Origin of the sequence: Cellulomonas alba, from assembly GCF_030362835.1 — a bacterium.
Lineage (GTDB): Bacteria > Actinomycetota > Actinomycetes > Actinomycetales > Cellulomonadaceae > Cellulomonas > Cellulomonas alba.
In genome coordinates this window covers 2,331,948-2,351,496 of record NZ_JAUCGQ010000001.1, presented here as the reverse complement: position 1 = coordinate 2,351,496, position 19,549 = coordinate 2,331,948, and the positions used below count along the sequence as shown (strand labels likewise).

Below are 19,549 nucleotides of genomic sequence, written 5' to 3'. Positions count from 1 at the left end.
GACGGGTCGACGGGGTCGACGCGCGTCGCGGGGTGCGGCTGGGTGCTACGCCGACACCGGCGGCCCGCGCGTGGGCAGCGCGTCGAACGCTGCCCGCCCGTGCGAGACCCGCCGCCGGCCGACGACAGGACCCGCCGCGCGCACCGGCACCAGACGCACCCGGCCCACCGGCGGGACGAGGCGCGCGCGCAGCACGCCTCGGATCCCACGCGCGAGCCGCGCGAGGAGCGCGGCCAGCGAGCCGCCGATCACGACCAGCGCGAGGTGCGCCAGCAGCACGGGCAGCGCGACGCTCGCCAGCACCACCGCGCCGCGACCCGCCGGGCCCAGGCCGACGGTTCCCGCGGGGCAGTCAGGCGAGGCCTGCAGGAGCGCGAGCCGCATCGCGAGCGGCCCGACATGCCCGGGGGTCGTGCACGAGCCGAGCAGGAGCCGGTCCTGGGCCGCGAGGAGCGGACCCGCGACGACCGCGGCGACCGCGAGCGCGACCGCCAGGGCGCGTCGGCCCGCACCGTCCACGGCGACGCGCGCGCGTGCGACGGCGCCGGCCGTGCCGCGGTGCGCAGTCATGCCGCACAGAGTAGGGCTCGCGGCTGTGCGCGTCGGTACCCGGCGGTCCCGGCCCCCGTGCCGGCGGCCGCGCGGCGGTCGCGCCCGGGCTCGGCCCGGCCGCGTCAGGACCCAGGGACCGTCGGCGTCGGCAACGGCGCCCAGTGGATGTCGGCGCCCGACCGGATCTGCGCCCACAGCAGCACCGCCGCACCGAGCAGCACGACGATCGCGATGAACGCCCCGAGCCTCGGCGGTGCGACGACGGCGAGCACGCGCCGCGCACCGGTGCGCGTCATCGCGGACAGCGGCCCCCACCACACGACGGCGACGCCGACCAGCACCGCGCCACCCACCAGGTAGGCGGCCGTCGTGCCGGTCGGCGCGGAGCCCGCGGGAGAGCCTTCGATGGTCCAGTGGCCCTCGCCGACCAGCCACCACGTGACGCCGACGAGGATCACCATCACGCTCGCGCCCACGAGCAGCGACGGCACGAGGCCGACGATCGCGCGCAGCAGGTGCCACGGGCTCGTGGCGACCGCGCGGGCACGGTCGCGGCGCCGCACGCCCAGGCGCTCGCGCCGCTGGTGCATCGCCTCGACGGTCGAGCCCGCCGCGCGGACGACCACGAGCAGCACGCCCACCACGAGCAGCGTGATGCCCGGGTAGAGCGCACCCGCGGTGCCGACGAGCGCCGCGCATGCCAGCAGCGTCCCCCAGCGCCGGCGCGCCGGCGGACGGACGTAGCCCGAGCCGTCGGGGCCGTCGACGCTCGAGGCGTCGAGGTCCTCGCGCAGCCAGTCGACGCCCTCGGGGGCGAGCGCCGGGTCGTTCTCCGCGAACGAGGGGTCGTCGCCGGGCCACTCCGGCTTGTCGTTGGGCGGCAGGTAGCGCGGCGCCGGCTCCTCGGCGGCGTCCGGGGGGTCGGCGGCGAGAGCGCGCGTGTAGCCGTCGTTCGGGAGTGCCGTCGTGACGGCCGGGTCGCCCGCGACCACCGCGACGGTCGCCGCGCCGCCGGCTGCCGCCGCCCCCTTCGCCCGGCCGTTGCTCGGCGCCGGCCGCACCACGGTCGCCGCGTCCTCCGCCGGCTCGCCGCCGTCCTCGTCGGGCTCGTCGACCGCGCGCGGCTCGTCGTACGTCTCCCCCTCGGCCGCCACGACGGTCAGAGCCGCCACCACGTCGTCGGGTGCGGTCCGCTCCGCCGGGTCCGCGGCGAGGGCACCGCGCAGCGCGGCGCTCGTCACCGACCCCAGGCCGTCGAGGTCCACCTCGCCGGACCTGGCACGCGCCAGCACCACCTCGAGCGGCCGTGCACCGAACGGCGGGCGTCCCGTCGCGGCGAACGCCAGCACCGCGGCCCAGCCCCAGTCGTCGGTCGCGGCGGACGGCTCGCCGCCGTCGATCAGCTCGGGTGCGAGGTAGCCAGGCGTCCCGATGACGAGGCCCGTCGACGTCAGCGACGAGTCCCCGGCGGCCTGCGCGATCCCGAAGTCGATGAGCACCGGCCCGTGGTCCGTCAGCAGCACGTTCGAGGGCTTGAGGTCGCGGTGCACGACCCCCGCCGCGTGCACGGCCGCGAGCGCGCCGCGCAGGCCCGCCGCGAGCGCCAGCAGGTCGTCCGCGCCGAGCGCGCCGCGCGCCCGCACGTGCTGCTCGAGCGTGTCGCCGTCGACGAGCTCCGTGACGATGAACGCCTCCGTCGAGTCCGCCTCGGCGTCGAGCACGGCCGCGACGGCCGGGTGCCGCAGCTTCTGCAGCGCCGCCACCTCGCGTCGCAGGCGCTCGCGCGCCGCCGCGTCCGAGCCGATGCCCGGGTGCAGCAGCTTCAGCGCCACCGCGTCCCCACCGCCGTCGACCGCGCGGTACACCGCGCCCATGCCCCCCGAGCCCAGGGGGCTGACGATCGTGTACCCGCCGATCTCAGACCCCGGAGCCAAGCCGATCCGCTCCATGCCCTGACGCTAGCGGCAGCGCTGTGACGTGCGACGGAAGCCGCGCAGCGCGCCTGGGCCGCGGCTAGGGTCGAAGCAGAACCCCCGAGGAGCTGATCGTCTTGCCGCCTGCCGGTCACGAGTTCGTCGTCGTCGCCAACCGCCTGCCCGTCGATGTCACGGTCGGCGAGGACGGCGAGCCGGACTGGACCCGCGCGCCGGGCGGGCTCGTCACGGCGCTCGGTCCCGTCATGGCGAAGGCGCACGGCGCGTGGGTCGGCTGGGGCGGCGCGCCCGACCAGGAGCTCGAGCCGTTCGAGGTCGACGGCACACAGCTCGTCCCCGTGTCGCTGACGGCCGACGACGTCGAGCGGTACTACGAGGGCTTCTCGAACGACACGCTGTGGCCGCTGTACCACGACACGATCGCCGCCCCGACGTTCCACCGGCACTGGTGGGACGCGTACCGCCGCGTCAACCAGCGGTTCGCGCAGAAGGCGGCCGACCAGGCGGCGCAGGGCGCGACCGTGTGGGTGCACGACTACCAGCTGCAACTCGTGCCTCGGCTGCTCCGCGACCTGCGGCCGGACCTGCGCATCGGCTACTTCCACCACATCCCGTTCCCGCCGCTCGAGCTGTTCGCGCAGCTCCCGCGCCGCCGCCAGGTCGTCGACGGGCTGCTCGGGGCGGACCTGGTCGGGTTCCAGCGGGCGGGCGACGCGCAGAACTTCGTCCGCGTCGTGCGCCGGCTCACCGACCTGCCGACGCGCGGCCAGCTCGTCACCGTCACGAGCGAGAACCGGACCGTCCGCGCCGCTGCCTTCCCCATCTCGATCGACTCGCACGCGTTCGACGAGCTCGCCCGCACCGACGCCGTGCAGGCCCGCGCCCGCGAGATCCGCGCCGAGCTCGGCGACCCGAAGCACCTGCTGCTCGGCGTGGACCGCCTGGACTACACGAAGGGCATCCGGCACCGGCTGAAGGCGTACGGCGAGCTGCTCGAGGACGGCCGGCTCTCGGCCGAGGACGCGGTGCTGGTGCAGGTCGCGAGCCCGAGCCGGGAGAACGTGGGCGCGTACCAGCAGCTGCGCGACGACGTGGAGGTGCTGGTCGGCCGCATCAACGGCGACTACGGCCAGGTGGGGCGCGCGCCCGTGCAGTACCTGCACCAGTCGTTCCCGATGGAGGAGATGGCGGCGCTGTACCTCGCGGCCGACGTCATGCTGGTGACCGCGCTGCGCGACGGCATGAACCTCGTGGCGAAGGAGTACGTCGCGGCGCGGTCCGACGACCGCGGCGTGCTCGTCCTGTCGGAGTTCACCGGCGCCGCCGACGAGCTCGCCGGGGCCGTGCTGGTCAACCCGCACGACATCGACGGCATGAAGGACTCGATCCACGCGGCCGTGCAGATGGACCCGCGCGAGCAGCGCAAGCGCATGCGCCGGCTGCGCCGCCGCGTGCTCGGCCACGACGTCACGGCGTGGTCGCAGGACTTCCTCGCCGCGCTCGCGGCGGGGCCGGGCCAGGGCCCGACCAGCCGGGGGGACGGCGATGACTGACGACCTCGCGAGCACGCTCGACCGGATCTCGCGCGTCCGGCCGCTGCTCGTCGCGCTCGACTTCGACGGCACGCTCGCTCCGCTCGTGGACGACCCGTCGACCTCGCGGATGGTCGACGGCGCGCACGACGTGCTGGCGGCGCTGGCCGGCGACGGCGTCGCAGTCGCGCTCGTCAGCGGCCGCGCGATGAACGACCTGCACGCGCTCGCGCACATGCCGGCGGGCACCTACCTGGTCGGCTCGCACGGCGCGGAGCGGGCGCGCGTGACGACGTTCGGGCTCGACCGCGACGTCGTGCGACTGACCGACGAGCAGGCCGACCGGCTCGCGGAGCTCGGGGCCGCGGCGGCCGAGATCGCGCGCGGCCGCGACGGCGTCTGGGTCGAGTCGAAGCCGACGGCGGTCGTGGTGCACACGCGCCTCGCGCAGGACCGCGACGCGACCGCGGCCGAGGACGAGGCGCTCCGGCTCGGCGAACGGCTCGGCGCCGGGGTGCTGCACGGCCACGACGTCGTCGAGATCTCCGTGCTGCACGCCTCGAAGGGCGAGGCGATCGACGCGCTGCGCGACGAGCTCGGCGCCGCGGTGGTCGTCTACGCGGGCGACGACGTGACGGACGAGCGCGCGTTTGAGGCGCTCGGTCCGGACGACGTCGCCGTCAAGGTCGGCCGCGGGGACACCCGCGCGCCCTACCGGGTGGACGACCCGGAGGCGCTCGTCGCGGCGCTGCGCCGCCTGACCGGATCGGATCACCGACCCGCGGCGTAGCGTTGTCGCGTGGCCGCGCGCACGCAGCTGGTCGAGCTCGTCGAGGACGACGACGCCCGCAGCGTGCCCCGAGGTCGGCGCCGGCAGGACGCCGCCGCGGGGTCGGACCCCTCACCCGGACCCGACACCGGGCCGCCCGGGCCGCCCGGGCCCCCCGGGGCGTCCGCGCCGACGGAGCCCGGCGACCGCGCGCGAGCCTGGCTGCGCCGCCACTGGCGCTGGCTCGTGCCGTCGGCCGTGATCGCGGTCGGCGCGCTCGTCGCCACGCAGGGTGTCGTCGACGCCCACCAGCGCGCGCGGCTCGCCCGGCTGGCGGTGCTGCCGGGCGTGCTGGCACCCGTCGACCCGCAGCTGTCCGCGCGGTGGCGCGGCGACGCGTCGCTGGGCACCGCGCTGCAGGCGGGCACCGAGCTGGGCGACCGCCTGCTCGCGGTCGTCGAGGGCGCGCCGGACGAGCCGCTCGCCGTCGTCGCGTTCGACCGGCGCACGGGCGGCGAGCTGTGGCGCACGCCGGTGCCCCGGCCCGACCGCCTGCCCGGCCCCGCCGACGAGGTGCAGCAGCTGTTCACGTCCTGCTCCGCCGCGCCCCACGGCACGGGGCAGGTCGCGCTCTGCACGGCGACCCAGCAGGCGCAGACCGAGACGCAGCGGCCGCCGACGTCCCTGTGGGTCATCGACCCGAAGACCGGCGCGGTGCTGGCGCGCCGGACCGTCGCGGGCACCTCGTCGTTCACGACGGCGGGCCCGAACCTGGTCGTCGCGACGGCGGTCGCGGGGTCCGGCAGCACCCGCTCGTGGCGGATCGTCGCGAGCGACCTCGTCGCGGGGACGCAGCGCTGGACCTTCACCACCCCCGCGGTCCGGATCACCTCGCCGTACGGCCGGCCCGGCGGCTCGCCCGACGACGTGCTGGAGACGCCGGGCCTCGGCACGACGCCCAGCGGCGGGATCCTCGTGACGAGCGACCGCCACGTGTGGGAGCTGTCGAGCACCGGCACGCTCGGCCGCTCGCTCGAGCTGCCGCAGTACTCGTACGTCGACAACCTGCGCGGCGGACTGCTGATCACGAGCGAGTACGGCGCCCCGTCGGGCGCGCGCACCGGCTCGATCGTGCTGCGCGACGGCACCAGCGTCCCGACCACCGACGGCAGCGCGTACCTGACCACCGACGACGGCTCCGCGCCCGGCATCGCGTTCACGACGACCGCGGGCGACACGGGCCTGTCGGGTGTCACGGGCCGGCTCGTCACGACCGGCGCGGCCCGCTGGCACCACGAAGGGCCGATCCAGGCCGGCCTCCTGCTCGACGGCCGGCTCTACCTCGGGCAGACGGACGGCGTGGTCGCTCTGGACGCGCGCACGGGACGCGAGCTGTGGCGCGTCGACACCGACTACTCCGTGCAGCAGATCGGCACCGACGGGAACGCGCTGCTCGTCCCGGCGCCCGTCGCGGGCCTCACCGCGCTCTCGCTCGCGTCGGGTCAGCGGCTGTGGACGAAGCGGCTCGGCTCGGAGGTGGCGGGGCCCGGCAACCCCGCGTGGACGGTGCAGCAGCTCGAGGTCGACGGGCGGTTCCGCGAGGTCGTCGGGTGGAACGACGACGGGAGCATCGTCTTCCTGGGCTGATGCGACCAGCGGACCACGACCGTCGTCGGCTGACGCACCAGCAGGGTTCGCGCGGAGTCCAGCACGCACGGCGCGCGGCCGTAGTGTGCGCGGTCATGGGCCCGAACCTCCAGGCCGTCGAGCTCGAGGAGGACGGCGCGCCGCCCGAGCGGCCACCGGCCGCGACTGACGCGCACCGCCGCCGCTGGCCGTGGTTCGGGTCCGCGCTCGCTCTGGTCGGCGCCCTCGCCGTGGCGCAGCACGTGGTCGACGCGCGCCGCACGGCCCACCTCGAGCGGTTCGACGACGTGCCGGGCGTCGTGCTCCCGCTGCAGCGCACGCCCGCCAGGCTGTGGGACCTGCCCACCGACGGGCAGGTGCCGGGCGAAGCCGCGGGGCGGATCGTGACCGTACGGGTCGACGGCGAGGGCGTGGTCGAGGGGCACGCACGCGCGACCGGCCGAGCGGACTGGACGACCCGACTGCCGCTGCCCGATCCGTCCGACGCGGCCGCGTCGCCCGGACTGGAGTGCCGGCCGCTGGCCGGCGGCGAGGGCCGCGTCGGACGGCTGGCGTGCGTGCTGTCGCCCCAGGACCCCGCCGTCGAGCTCGACCGGCCCGAGGACCGCGACGTCGTCGTGCTCGACGGCACGGACGGGAGCGTCGTGGCGCGGTGGAGCATGCGCCTCCAGCTATGGGGAGTCGCGGGTGACCGCATCGTGACCGCGTCGGAGAAGGGCGACGACGCGCACACGTGGACCGTCACGGCGAGCCGTGCCGACGGCTCGCGCGCATGGTCGCGCACGCTCGACGCGTGGCGGCCGCACCCGCTCCCCGCCGGCGGCGGCCCGGCTGCGAGCGTCGACGGCGACGCGGACCACGTGCTGCTGAGCGCCGACGGGCACGCGGCGGTGCTCGGGGCGGACGGCCACGTGCTGCGGACGGTCGACGGCGACGGCGCCACCGGGTGGTCTCTCGCCCGTGCCGGTGCGCTGGTCCGGACGTCGTTCACCGGGCGGGACAACGGGACGTCGACCGAGCGCCTGGAGGCGCCCGGCGTGCCCCCGGCGACCCAGCCGTTCCCGCTCGGCGTGGACGACGGCTCGGCAGGCGACGTCGTCCTCGCGCTGACACCCGAGGGGCTCGCGGGCATCGACGGCGCGTCGGGTCGTCGGCTGTGGACCTTCTCCCAGGTGTGGTTGCCCGGCGTCCTGCTCGACGGGCGCCTCTACGCGCAGGACGCGGCGGACGTCGTGGCGCTCGACGCCCGGACAGGCCGCGTGCTCTGGCGCTCACCGGTGCCAGGCGGCAGCACCGGCGCCATGTTCACCGACGGACGCGTCCTGTACACGCCGTCGACGGACGCCATCGAGACGTTCGCGCTCGACGACGGTGCGAGGCGTCAGCGGCTGTCGCTGACGGGGCTCGGCTCGGTCGCCGAGGGCGTCGCGAGCGACTTCGCCGACCTCGTGCTGTACCTCGGCGCGCAGGACGGCGTCGTCACGCTGCACTCCCCGACGGACAGCAGCTCCACGGTCGTCGGCTGACAGTTCCGACGGGGCGGCAGCTCGACCCGCTCGCGCGGCGCGCCGAGCTCGCGCGAGCTCCGGGACGGCGCGCGCACCCTGCCCGTAGGGTGCGCGGTCATGGGGCCGAACCTGCGGGCCGTCGAGCTCGACGAGGACGACGCGCGGCCCGAGCAGCAGCCGGCCGCCCGCCGCTCCGGGCGGCGGCGCTGGCCGTGGGCGCTCGCGGCCGGGCTCGTGGCCGTGAGCCTCGCCGCCGGCCAGCACGTGGTCGACGACCGCCACCGCGCGTACCTCAGCCGGTTCGAGCGCGTCCCGGGCGTGATCCAGGCGCTGACCCGCGATCCCGAGTCCCTCTGGGTGCTGCCGGCGGCCGAGTCCTCGGGTGGCGTCCAGGTGGACGGTGCGATCGTCCTCTTCGGCCCGCGGGACGACGGCGCGCGGATCGAGCGCCTCGACCCCGCGACGGGTGACGCCGCGTGGCAGGTGCGCGTCCCCGCCCCCGACGCGGCGGCGCCGGACGACGCGCAGGAGGCGGGCGTGGAGTGCCGCGCCGCGACGGCTCCGCGCGGTGCGGACCCCCGCGTCGTCTGCCTCGTCAGCCCGATCTCGCTCGACTACCTCGCCGACGGCGGGACGCCCACCGAGGTGCGCGTCCTGGACCCCCGCACCGGCAAGACGCGAGACGCCTGGCGTCAGGACGTGCAGGTGTGGGCGCTCGGCGGTGACCGGGTGCTCACCGCCGAGCCGACGAAGCACGGCGGCACCCGCACGTGGACCGTGACGGCGCGCGGGCTCGACGGCACCGTGGCGTGGACGCGCACGCTCGACTGGACGGTGCCGGCGCCGCGCGCGGACGGGATCTCCCCCGGCTGGACGCTCCAGGCCGACGCCGAGCACGTGCTGCTCAGCGCCGACGGCCACGGCGCGCTGCTCGACGCGTCCGGTGCCGTCACGCAGCGGATGGAGAGCGACGGGATGTCCTCGTGGTCGCTCGCCCGCGCGGGCCTGGTCGTCAGGAACGACCTGCGGCCGACGGCCGACCAGAGCGCGTACACGCAGGAGTCGTCGCTCGCGACGCCGGGTGTCCCTCCCGGCCAGGAGCTCTACCTGGCGGTCGACGACGGCTCGGTGCCCGATCTCGCGTTCGTCACCTCGACGTCGGGCGGCGTGGCCGCGTACGACGTGCGGCGCGGCCGGCAGCTCTGGCGCGAAGCCGCGGCCGCACCGGCGCAGGTCCTGCTCGACGGCGTGCTGTACACCGAGACGGCGACCACCGTGCTCGCGCTCGACGCCCGCACGGGCCGGACGGTGTGGTCCCAACCGTCGGGCTTCGCGTCCGACAGCGTGTACACGGACGGCCACGTGCTCTACGTCCAGTCCCGCGGCGCGCTGCGCACGTTCGCGCTCGCGGACGGGACGCCCGGGCCCACGTGGTCCACCACGGGTCTGCCGCTCGCCGACGATCTCGCGACGGGCCGCTTCCTCACGGCCTGGAACGGCGTCCTGGTGCTCGCCGGGGCCGACGACGGCGGGCGGACGGTCGTCGGCTGACGCGGTCCGGACGCGCGCCCGTCCGTGTGACGGGGACCACGGTCCCGGTCCGACCACGCCCGGCGGTGTGCGATCATGAACGCGGACCGAGGGCGGCCGCGTGCCGGCCTCGTTCCGTGTCAGAGTGGACAACAAGCACTGACACCCTCCACAACGGATCGTCCGGCACGTACCTGCCGGTGAAGGGACTGATCAGCATGGCTACGGTCACGTTCGACCACGCAACCCGGATCTACCCGGGCACGGAGCGTCCCGCGGTGGACGCCCTCAACCTCGCAGTCGAGGACGGCGAGTTCCTCGTCCTCGTCGGCCCCTCCGGCTGCGGCAAGTCGACCTCGCTCCGCATGCTCGCGGGCCTCGAGGACGTCAACTCGGGCAGCATCCTCATCGGCGACCGCGACGTCACGGACGTCCAGCCGAAGGACCGCGACATCGCGATGGTCTTCCAGAACTACGCGCTGTACCCGCACATGACGGTCGCCGACAACATGGGCTTCGCGCTCAAGATCGCCGGCACGCCGAAGGCGGAGATCCGCCAGCGCGTCGAGGAGGCCGCCAAGATCCTCGACCTCAGCCAGTACCTCGACCGCAAGCCGAAGGCCCTCTCGGGTGGCCAGCGCCAGCGCGTCGCCATGGGCCGCGCCATCGTGCGCCAGCCCCAGGTGTTCCTCATGGACGAGCCGCTGTCGAACCTCGACGCCAAGCTCCGCGTCCAGACGCGCACGCAGATCGCGTCGCTGCAGCGCCGCCTCGGCGTCACGACGGTCTACGTCACGCACGACCAGACCGAGGCCCTGACGATGGGTGACCGCATCGCGGTCCTCAAGGACGGCGTCCTCCAGCAGGTCGGCACCCCGCGCGACATGTACGACACCCCGAACAACGTGTTCGTCGCCGGCTTCATCGGCTCGCCGGCCATGAACATCGGCACGTTCCCGGTGCTCGACGGCTCGGCGAACCTCGGCCGCGCGCGCGTTCCGCTCGAGCGCTCGGTCATCAGCCAGCTCACCGAGGACGACCGCAACCACATCACGGTCGGCTTCCGCCCCGAGTCGCTCGACCTCGTGCCGGCCGGCGAGGGCATCCCGGTCGTCGTGAACATCGTCGAGGAGCTCGGCTCCGACGCGTTCGTGTACGGCTCGCTCACCAACGAGTTCGGCCACGCCGACGCCGTGCACTCGGGTGCCGGCGACGCGCAGATCATCGTGCGCGTCGACCCCCGCCGCGTGCCGGACAAGGGCGAGACGATCTACGTCCGGATCCGCGGTGGCGAGCAGCACCTGTTCCACGCGGGCACCGGCGAGCGTATCGACGCCTGAGGCGCCTGAGGCGTCTGACGCCCCAGGAGGGGCGGTCCCGGTTCGCCGGGGCCGCCCCTTCGTCGTTCGCGCGCTCCGACTGGGAGGATGACCCCATGAGCCCGACCCGGCAGAGCCTGCAGATCACCGCGGCGAACCCCGACCCGGCGCTCCTCGACCTGCCGTGGCACGTGCCGCTCGAGGACTGGCCGCAGGAGAACCTCGCCGCGCTCCCCCGCGGCATCTCGCGGCACATCGTGCGGTTCGTGCGACTGTCGGGCCGCGTCATCGCCGTCAAGGAGATCGGCGAGACGGTCGCGTACCGGGAGTACGAGCTGCTGCGTCAGCTGAGTCGCATCGACGTCCCGTCGGTCGAGCCGGTCGGCGTCATCACCGGCCGCCGCGACCCCGACGGCGAGCCGCTCGAGGCCGTGCTCATCACCGAGCACCTGCAGTTCTCGCTGCCGTACCGCGCGCTGTTCAGCCAGTCGCTGCGTCCCGACACCGCGACGCGGCTCATCGACGCGCTCGCCGTGCTGCTCGTCCGGCTGCACCTCGCGGGCTTCTACTGGGGCGACGTGTCGCTGTCGAACACGCTGTTCCGCCGCGACGCCGAGACGTTCGCCGCCTACCTCGTCGACGCCGAGACAGGCGACCTGCACCACAACCTCACGGTCGGCCAGCGCGAGTACGACCTCGAGGTCGCGCGCGTCAACATCATCGGCGAGCTGATGGACCTGCAGGCCGGCGAGTTCCTCGAGGAGGACGTCGACGCGGTCGCGATCGGCAACGCGCTCGCCGAGCGGTACACGGAGCTGTGGCGCGCGCTCACGGAGGTCGAGTCGTTCGGCTACGGCGAGCGGTGGCGCGTGCAGGCGCGCATCGACCGCCTCAACGACCTGGGCTTCGACGTCGGCGAGCTCGACATCACCACGGACGTCGACGGCACGACGGTCCGCATCCAGCCGAAGGTCGTCGACGCGGGCCACCACTCGCGCCGCCTGATGCGGTTGACGGGCCTCGACGTGCAGGAGAACCAGGCCCGCCGCCTGCTCAACGACCTCGACGAGTACCGCGCCGCGACCGACCGCCAGCGCGAGGACGAGGCATTCGTGGCGCACGACTGGCTCACCGAGATCTTCGAGCCGGCCGTCCGCTCGGTGCCGAAGAAGTTCCGCAAGAAGCTCGAGCCCGCGCAGATCTACCACGAGCTGCTCGACCACCGCTGGTACCTGTCGCAGCAGCAGCACCGGGACGTGCCGATGGCGGACGTGGTGAAGAGCTACGTCGCGAACGTGCTGCCGGACCGCCCCGACGAGCAGGCGATCCTCGGCGTGCAGTCGGGCGACCTGCGCGACACCGAGCAGCTGCCGCGCATCGAGGACGACATCATCCTCGGCTGACGAGCGGCGCCCGCCGCCCGCGCTGCGGGAGCCGGCCCTGTCCGGCGCGTGGCGTCCCGCGTGTGGCGGCTACTGCTCCGCGCGCTGCCGCGCGACCTCGTACAGCGCGATGCCCGCCGCGACGCCGGCGTTGAGGCTCTCGACAGCGCTCGCGATCGGGATCGCCGCGACGGCGTCGCACTGGGCCCGGACGAGGCGGGACAGGCCCTTGCCCTCCGAGCCGACGACGAGCACGAGGGGGTCGGTCGTGAACGGCACCTCGCCCACCGTGGTGTCGCCGCCGCCGTCGAGCCCGACGACGAACAGCCCCGCCTCCTTGTACGCCTGCAGCGTCCGGACGAGGTTCGTCACGCGCGCCACCGGCACGCGGGCCGCCGCGCCGGCCGACACCTTCCACGCCGACGCGGTGACGCCCGCCGCGCGCCGCTCGGGCACGAGCACGCCGTGCGCGCCGAACGCGCCCGCCGAGCGGAGCACCGCGCCGAGGTTGCGCGGGTCGGTCACGCCGTCGAGCGCCACGACCAGCGGCGCGCGCCCCGACGCCTCGGCGGCGTCGAGCAGGTCGTCCTCGTCCGCGTACGCGTACGGCGGCACCTGGATGGCGACGCCCTGGTGGACGGAGCCGTCGGTGAGCCGGTCGAGCTCGGTGCGGCTGACCTCGAGCAGCGGGTAGCCCGCGTCCGCCGCGGTGGAGACGATCTCGCGCGTGCGGTCGTCGGCCTCGAGCCGCGCGGCCAGGTAGACGGTGGTGACGGGGATCCCGGCGCGCATCGCCTCGACCACGGAGTTCCGGCCCGACACGATCTCGTGCGTCGAGCTCGTCCGGCCGCCCCGGCCGCCCCCGGCGGAGCGCGACGCCGACGCCGACGGCCGGCCCGAGCGGCCCGCGCCCTTCTCGGCGGCCGCCTTGCGCTTCGCGGCCACGTGGTACGGCCGGTCCTCGGCCTTCGGCGTCGGGCCCTTGCCCTCGAGCGAGCGGCGCCCGTGGCCGCCCGTGCCGACGACCGCGCCCTTCTTCGAGCCCGCCTTGCGCGTGGCGCCGCGGCGCTCCGAGTTGCCGGCCATCAGCCCTCCTGCCCGGTGCGGGCGGCGAGCGACCAGCGCGCGCCGTCCGGTGAGTCCTCGACGACGACCCCAGCCGCCGTCAGTCGGTCGCGGATCGCGTCCGCCGTCGCGAAGTCCCGGTTCGCCCGGGCCGTGGCGCGGGCCTCGAGCTCGCCGGCGACCACGCCGTCGAGCGCGCGGGTCAACCGGTCGTCGTCGCCGCCCGAGCGCCACTGCGGGCTGCCCGGGTCGAGGCCGAGCACGTCGAGCATCGCGCGCAGCGCGACCATGTGGGTCCGCGACGCCGCGGCGTCACCCGCCGCGAGCGCCGAGTTGCCGGCCCGCAGCGTCTCGAAGACGACCGCGAGCGCGGCGGGCACGTTGAGGTCGTCGTCCATCGCCTCGGCGAACGCCGCGGGCAGCTCGGCCTTCGCGACCTCCGCGTCGTCCGCGGCGCCGACCTTCTCGGCCGCGCGCTCCACGAATCCTGCGAGCCGCTCCCACGTGGCCTCGGCCTCGCGCAGCGTGTCGTCCGTCCACTCGAGCATCGACCGGTACTGCACGGCCGTCATCGCGTAGCGGAGCACGACGGGGCGCACCTGCGCGAGCACGACGTCGACGAGCAGCCCGTTGCCGAGCGACTTGCTCATCTTGGCGCCGCCCTGCGTCACCCAGCCGTTGTGCAGCCAGTACCGCGCGAACGGCGCACCGGCGGCGCGGGACTGCGCGCGCTCGTTCTCGTGGTGCGGGAACCGCAGGTCGAGGCCGCCGCCGTGGATGTCGAACTCGGGGCCGAGGTAGCGCTGCGCCATCGCGGAGCACTCGATGTGCCAGCCCGGCCGGCCCGGCCCCCACGGGGTGTCCCACGCGGCGGTCGCCGGCTCGCCCGGCTTGCGCGCCTTCCAGAGCGCGAAGTCGCGCGCGTCGCGCTTGGCGCCGCCCTCGGGCGCGTCGTCCGGCGCGGGCACCATGTCCTCGACGCGCTGGTTGGTCAGCGAGCCGTAGTCGGGGAACGACGCGACGTCGAAGTACACGTCGCCCGTGTCGGCCGCGTAGGCGTGCGCGCCGTCGATCAGCTGCTCGATGAGCTCCACCATCGCGGGGACGTGGCCCGTCGCGCGCGGCTCGTACGTCGGCGGCAGCACGCCCAGCGCGTCGTACGCGGCGGTGAACGCGCGCTCGTTCGTCATGGCCCACGCCCACCACGGCTCGCCCGCGGCCTCGGCCTTCGCGAGCACCTTGTCGTCGATGTCCGTGACGTTGCGGATGAGCGTGACCCGGTTGCCGGTGCGGCGCAGCCAGCGGACCAGCACGTCGAACGCGACGCCCGAGCGCAGGTGCCCGATGTGCGGGGGCGCCTGCACGGTCGCGCCGCACAGGTAGATGCCGACCTCGCCCGCGCGCAGCGGGACGAAGTCGCGCACCGTGCGGGTCGCGGAGTCGAACAGGCGCAGGGTCACCGGGCAAGGCTACCGGGACGCGCGCGGGCGGCCCGCCTCCCAGCGGGCGGCGGCCGGTCGGGGCCGGCCGGGTCCCGCTCCGCACCCGACCCGCGCCGTCGCGGCCCGGTCAGCCGAAGTTGCGGCCCTCGCCGCGGTACGTCGGCACGGACTCGACGACGCCCGCGCCTCGCACGAGGTGCACCTGGTCGAACCGCTCCATCACCTCGCCGGCCTTGGCGTGGCGGAACCACACCCGGTCCCCGACGCGCAGGTCGGCCGTGCCCGCGAGCCGCAGCGGCGTCTGCACCTCGCCCGCGCCCTCGCGCGGCGTCAGCGACAGCCCCGTCGGCCAGACGGGCCGTGGCTGGCGCGACGCGGTCGGCGGGCCGGACGCGATGTAGCCGCCGGAGAACGCGGTCGCGTAGCCCGCCGCAGGGATGCGCACGACGTCGAGCCCGAAGAACGCCGCCGGCCGCGGCGCGAACGAGCGGTACTGGTCGAACAGCGTGGACACGAAGAGGCCCGACCCGGCGGTGACCTCGGTGACGACGGGGTCGGACACGCTCGACTGCACGGACCCCGAGCCGCCCGAGTTCACGAGCGTCAGCGGGTACCCAAGCGCGTCCTGGACCGCGTCGAGCACGCGGGCGCGCCGCACCGCCAGGTCGCCGATCGACAGCCGCTTGACGAGCCGCACGGCCGCGCTCGAGTCGGGCATCCCCGCGACCTGCGCCTCGTAGAACATGAGGCCGCGCACGTGCACGCCGCCGCGCCGCGCGATCGCCTGCGCGAGCGCCGCGGCGTCGTCCGGCGTGTGCACGGGCGAGCGCCGGACGCCGAGGTGCGCGCGCACGGGACCGAGCGCGACCCGCAGCGACGCGTCGATGTCGAGGCAGACCTGCAGCGTGACGCCGTGCGCCTGCGCCGCACGCGCGGCGAGGTCGACCTGCGCGACGTCGTCGACCATGAGCGTCACGGCGGCGACCGCCCGCGGCGACGCGGCGAGCCGGTCGAGCGCGTCGGTGTCGACCGTCGGGTACCCGATCAGCACGTCGTCGACGCCGTTCTCCACGAGCCACAGCGCCTCGCGCAGCGAGTAGGCCATGACCCCCGCGAACCCGGGGCGCGCGAGCACGTCCTGCAGCACGTGGCGCACGCGCACCGACTTGCTCGCCACGCGGATCGCGGTCCCCGCGGCGCGGCGCACCAGGTCGCTCGCGTTCGCGTCGAGCGCGTCGAGGTCCACCACCGCGAGGGGCGCGGGCAGGTGGCGCGTCGCGTCGTCGAGGCGCGCACCGAGCGTCGTGCGCGCGGGGTCGGCCGCCGTCGTCGTCGTCATGCGCTGACCTCCGTGGGCTCGTCGACGGGGTCCCCCGCCAGGTCGTGCGCGACCGCGAACCGGCCCGCGATCGCGGCGACGACCAGCACGAGCGCCACGGGGATCACGTACGCGGCCCGGAAGCTCGTCTGCGCGCCGACCAGGCCGGCGATCACGACGCCCAGCAGCGTTCCGCCGTAGTTGAACACGTTGAGCCGCGCGATCACGGCGTCGGCGTGGTCGGGCGCGAGCGCTCCGGCCGCCGAGAAGCACATCGGCACGATCGGCCCGAGGCCCGCGCCCGTGATCGCGAAGCCGATCATCGCGAGCGGCCAGTCGGGTGCCGCGATCACCAGCACGAGGCCCGCGGCCCCGACGAGCGCCGAGGTGCGGACCACCGCGACGCGGCCCCACCGGCGCACGGCCGTGTCACCGAGCGCGCGCGAGATCAGGGTGGTGATCAGGTAGGGCGCGATGACGAGCGGCGCGACCCACTCGGACGCGTTCAGCGCGTCGCGCAGGTAGATCGTCCCCCAGGCCTGCGTCGCGTTGTCGACCGCGAAGTAGGCGACGACCGCCACCGCGAGCACGAGCATCGGCCGCCACGGCAGCGCGACCTTCGCGCCGTCCGCGGCCACCTCCGGCCCGACGACCGCGCCGTGGTCGTTGCGGATGCCCATGCGCAGCGCGAGCACCGCGGCGGCCGCCGCGACCGGGGTCGCCGTCAGCAGCAGCACGTGCACCGGCTCGGTCTCGAGCCCGGCGAGCCGGGTGAACGACACCGCGAGCGTCGAGACGATCGCGCCGCAGGACCAGGCCGCGTAGAAGCCCGCGGTCAGCGGCCGCCCGGCGACCCGCTGCGTCGCGACGCCCTGCATGTTGGTCGAGGCGTCGACGGTGCCGAGCGCGACGCCGTAGACGACGAGCGCCGCGGCGGCGCCGAGGAAGGTCGGCGCGACGGCCACGACGGGCAGCACCACGGCGATCAGCGCGAGGCCCGCCGCGAGCGCGACGCGGCTGCCGCCCGGCCGGCGGCTCAGCCAGTCCGCCACGCCGCTGCCCACGGCCGCCGCGAGCAGCACGCCGAGCATCGCGGCGTCGATCGTGCCGTCGCCGACGTCGTACCGGTCCTTGAAGGCGTCGAGGTTGAGCAGCAGCAGCAGGAGCACGTAGCCCTGCGCGGCGAACCCTGCGCTCGTCGCGACGCGCGCCCGCGCGGCCTCACGCGGACCGGCCGCGGGCAGCAGCGTCACGCGGGCACGTCCGCCCCGACGGGCTCCTCGACGACCTCGCCGGGCACCGCCACGGAGGCGAGGTAGCGGCCGAACCCCTGGAGCGCGCTCAGCGCGGAGGCGTCGTCACCGTCGACCAGCCACGCGAGCGAGATGCCGTCCACCACCGCGATGACCGTGCGCGCGAGCGCCGCGCGTGGGACGGCCCACGTGATGCCAGACGCGTGCTCGACGAGCTGCAGCGCCTGCTCGGCCGCGGCCCACTGGCCCTCGTACTGCTCGATCGCGACCTGCGCGAGCTCCGGATGGCGCAGCGCGGTCGTCGTGAGCTCGTAGCTGAGCAGCTGCGCGCCGCGGTTGTCGCGGAGGCCGTGCCACAGCGCGTGGATCACGCCCTCGACCACCGCCTCGACCGGCGCGCCCTCGGGCAGCGCGCCGAGCGTGCTCGTCAGGTTCTGCTGCGTGATGGCGTGCGCCATGGCGCGCAGCAGCTCGTCCTTGTCCTGGAAGCAGTAGTGGACGACGCCGAGCGAGACCCCGGCCTCGGCGGCGACGGCGCGCACCGTGGCGGCCTCGATCCCGTCCCTGCTTGCCACCGTCAACGCGGCCTCGATGAGCTGCTCACGCCGCTCGGCCACGGGCAGTCGGTTCATGCCCTTCGTCCCTCCCTCAGACTCCGCGACACCTCGGATGCTGACGTCGCGTCGCCTCCCCTGGGCATATCCCACGTCGGGTCACGACGATAGTCAAGAATGTGACGCACTTGACTTGGACAAGTGACCAGGTGGACCCTTTCGCCTCATGGGACGACAGAGCACCGCCGCCCCGTGGCGCAACTGGGCGCGCACGGCAAGCGCCACCCCCGCACGCGTGGAACTGCCCCGTGACCAGGGAGAACTCGCCGAGGCCGTGCTCGGCGCGGCGCGCGACGGCCTGCGGGTCCGGGCGGTCGGCGGAGGCCACTCGTTCACCCCCGCGGCCGTCACGGACGGCGTCCAGCTGAGCCTCGACAGGATGAATGCCGTCGAGCGTGTCGTCCCCCAGACGGACGGCACGACCCACGTCACCGTCGGCGCCGGCATCCGGCTCGCGGCCCTCAACGCGACGCTCGCCGAGCGGGGCCTCGCGATGCGGAACCTCGGCGACATCGACAAGCAGTCGGTCGCCGGCGCGATCTCCACGGGAACCCACGGCACGGGCGCGCGGCTCGGCGGCCTCGCGACGCAGGTGGTCGGCGCGCGGCTCGTGACGGCGGCCGGCGAGGTCCGCGAGGTGTCCCCCACGCACGACCCCGAGCTGTTCGAGCTCGCGCGGCTCGGCCTCGGCAGCGTCGGCGTCCTCGCCGCCGTGACGCTCGAGGTGCTGCCGGCGTTCCGGCTCGAGGCGCGCGAGGAGCCCTGGCCGCTCGACGACGTGCTCGAGCAGCTCGACGGTCCCGACGGCCTCGTCGAGGCGAACGACCACTTCGAGTTCTACTGGTTCCCGCACACGCGCCGCGCCCTCACCAAGCGCAACAACCGGGTCCCGGACGCGGTCGACGTGCCGCTGCCGCGCATGCGCGCGTGGGTCGACGACGAGCTGCTCTCCAACGGCCTGTTCCAGGTCGTCAACGAGGTCGCGACGCTCGTGCCGCCCACGACGCGGCGCATCAACGCCATCAGCGCGCGCGCCCTCTCGTCCCGCCGCTACACCGCGCCGAGCGCGGAGGTGTTCATCTCGCCCCGCCGCGTGCGGTTCCGCGAGATGGAGTACGCCGTGCCCCGCGACGTGCTGCCCGCGGTCCTCGGCGAGATCGACCGCTGGATCGAGGCGTCCGGCGAGCACGTCCCGTTCCCCGTCGAGATCCGGTTCGCCGCGGCCGACGACCTGTGGCTCTCGACCGCGCACGGCCGCGAGAGCGCGTACGTCGCGGTGCACCAGTACCGGCGCCTGCCGTTCCGTCCGTACTTCGAGGCGGTCGAGCAGATCATGGCCGGGTTCGACGGCCGCCCCCACTGGGGCAAGATGCACTGGCTCGACGCCGACCGGTTCGGCAAGCTCTACCCGCGGTTCGCCGACGCCCAGCGCGTGCGCGCGGACGCCGACCCGAACCGCCTGTTCGCCAACTCCTACACTGACAGGGTGTTCGGGACGACGGCATGACCACCTCGGTGCTCGCCGCGGGCGCGCTGTGGTTCGCCGCGATCGCGGTGCTCGTCGTGGTCGCCGGAACGGTGGCGCGCCGCCGCGCGCGGGCGCGTCGCGAGGCGCTCGACGACGCGGCGCCGGTCGACCCCGAGGCCTGAGGCCCGGGCCCCGGCCCGAGCCTGCGCAGGGGCG

General features: G+C 75.3%; 16 protein-coding genes. 9 read left to right on the top strand and 7 right to left on the bottom strand.

Annotated elements, in window-relative coordinates:
- Positions 1–45 precede the first annotated feature (45 nt).
- Positions 46–570, bottom strand: coding sequence for a hypothetical protein (locus tag QRT04_RS10745; protein WP_289455226.1), 525 nt, complete (start codon positions 568–570; stop codon positions 46–48).
- 104 nt (positions 571–674) lie between these two features.
- Positions 675–2,501, bottom strand: coding sequence for a serine/threonine-protein kinase (locus QRT04_RS10740; RefSeq protein ID WP_289455225.1), 1,827 nt, complete (start codon positions 2,499–2,501; stop codon positions 675–677).
- A 101-nt stretch (positions 2,502–2,602) separates the two neighbouring features.
- Here QRT04_RS10740 and QRT04_RS10735 point away from each other — a divergent pair, with 101 nt between their 5' ends.
- From QRT04_RS10735 to QRT04_RS10705, 7 genes are all read left to right on the top strand, one after another.
- Complete coding sequence (locus QRT04_RS10735; protein WP_289455224.1) at positions 2,603–4,039, top strand: alpha,alpha-trehalose-phosphate synthase (UDP-forming); 1,437 nt, start codon at positions 2,603–2,605, stop codon at positions 4,037–4,039.
- Entirely contained in the window at positions 4,032–4,808 is a 777-nt protein-coding gene (otsB, locus tag QRT04_RS10730; RefSeq protein ID WP_289455223.1) for a trehalose-phosphatase, read from the top strand. Before QRT04_RS10735 ends, otsB begins: the two co-directional genes overlap by 8 nt.
- 9 nt (positions 4,809–4,817) lie before the next feature.
- Positions 4,818–6,434 (top strand): outer membrane protein assembly factor BamB family protein, encoded by a 1,617-nt coding sequence (locus tag QRT04_RS10725; protein WP_289455222.1) that lies wholly within the window; start codon positions 4,818–4,820, stop codon positions 6,432–6,434.
- A 95-nt stretch (positions 6,435–6,529) separates the two neighbouring features.
- Entirely contained in the window at positions 6,530–7,960 is a 1,431-nt protein-coding gene (locus QRT04_RS10720) for an outer membrane protein assembly factor BamB family protein (RefSeq protein ID WP_289455221.1), read from the top strand.
- Between the two features lie 99 nt (positions 7,961–8,059).
- Positions 8,060–9,493 (top strand): outer membrane protein assembly factor BamB family protein, encoded by a 1,434-nt coding sequence (locus tag QRT04_RS10715; RefSeq protein ID WP_289455220.1) that lies wholly within the window; start codon positions 8,060–8,062, stop codon positions 9,491–9,493.
- Positions 9,494–9,690: 197 nt separating this feature from the next.
- A complete protein-coding gene (locus QRT04_RS10710; RefSeq protein ID WP_289455219.1) occupies positions 9,691–10,812 on the top strand; it encodes an ABC transporter ATP-binding protein in 1,122 nt (373 codons plus the stop codon).
- Between the two features lie 95 nt (positions 10,813–10,907).
- Positions 10,908–12,194 carry a DUF4032 domain-containing protein gene (locus tag QRT04_RS10705; RefSeq protein WP_289455218.1) on the top strand — a complete coding sequence of 429 codons (1,287 nt, stop codon included), beginning with the start codon at positions 10,908–10,910 and terminating at the stop codon, positions 12,192–12,194.
- A 69-nt stretch (positions 12,195–12,263) separates the two neighbouring features.
- Here QRT04_RS10705 and rlmB read toward each other — a convergent pair whose 3' ends face one another.
- The 5 genes from rlmB to QRT04_RS10680 form a co-directional block, all read right to left on the bottom strand.
- Positions 12,264–13,259 carry a 23S rRNA (guanosine(2251)-2'-O)-methyltransferase RlmB gene (gene rlmB / locus QRT04_RS10700; RefSeq protein ID WP_289455217.1) on the bottom strand — a complete coding sequence of 332 codons (996 nt, stop codon included), beginning with the start codon at positions 13,257–13,259 and terminating at the stop codon, positions 12,264–12,266.
- A complete protein-coding gene (gene cysS, locus QRT04_RS10695) occupies positions 13,259–14,698 on the bottom strand; it encodes a cysteine--tRNA ligase (RefSeq protein ID WP_289455216.1) in 1,440 nt (479 codons plus the stop codon). The genes rlmB and cysS overlap by 1 nt, the downstream gene beginning before the upstream one ends.
- Before the next feature lie 109 nt (positions 14,699–14,807).
- Positions 14,808–16,019, bottom strand: coding sequence for an alanine racemase (locus tag QRT04_RS10690; protein ID WP_289455215.1), 1,212 nt, complete (start codon positions 16,017–16,019; stop codon positions 14,808–14,810).
- The gene (locus tag QRT04_RS10685) at positions 16,016–17,251 is read right to left on the bottom strand and encodes an MFS transporter (protein ID WP_289455213.1); all 1,236 of its coding nucleotides are present in this window, start codon (positions 17,249–17,251) and stop codon (positions 16,016–16,018) included. Before QRT04_RS10685 ends, QRT04_RS10690 begins: the two co-directional genes overlap by 4 nt.
- Complete coding sequence (locus QRT04_RS10680; RefSeq protein WP_289455212.1) at positions 17,248–17,883, bottom strand: TetR/AcrR family transcriptional regulator; 636 nt, start codon at positions 17,881–17,883, stop codon at positions 17,248–17,250. Before QRT04_RS10680 ends, QRT04_RS10685 begins: the two co-directional genes overlap by 4 nt.
- A gap of 148 nt (positions 17,884–18,031) precedes the next feature.
- Between QRT04_RS10680 and QRT04_RS10675 the strand changes: the two genes are divergently transcribed.
- Positions 18,032–19,372 carry a D-arabinono-1,4-lactone oxidase gene (locus QRT04_RS10675; RefSeq protein ID WP_289455210.1) on the top strand — a complete coding sequence of 447 codons (1,341 nt, stop codon included), beginning with the start codon at positions 18,032–18,034 and terminating at the stop codon, positions 19,370–19,372.
- Positions 19,369–19,515, top strand: a complete 147-nt coding sequence (locus tag QRT04_RS10670) for a hypothetical protein (RefSeq protein WP_289455209.1) — start codon at positions 19,369–19,371, stop codon at positions 19,513–19,515. The genes QRT04_RS10675 and QRT04_RS10670 overlap by 4 nt, the downstream gene beginning before the upstream one ends.
- Positions 19,516–19,549: the final 34 nt, after the last annotated feature.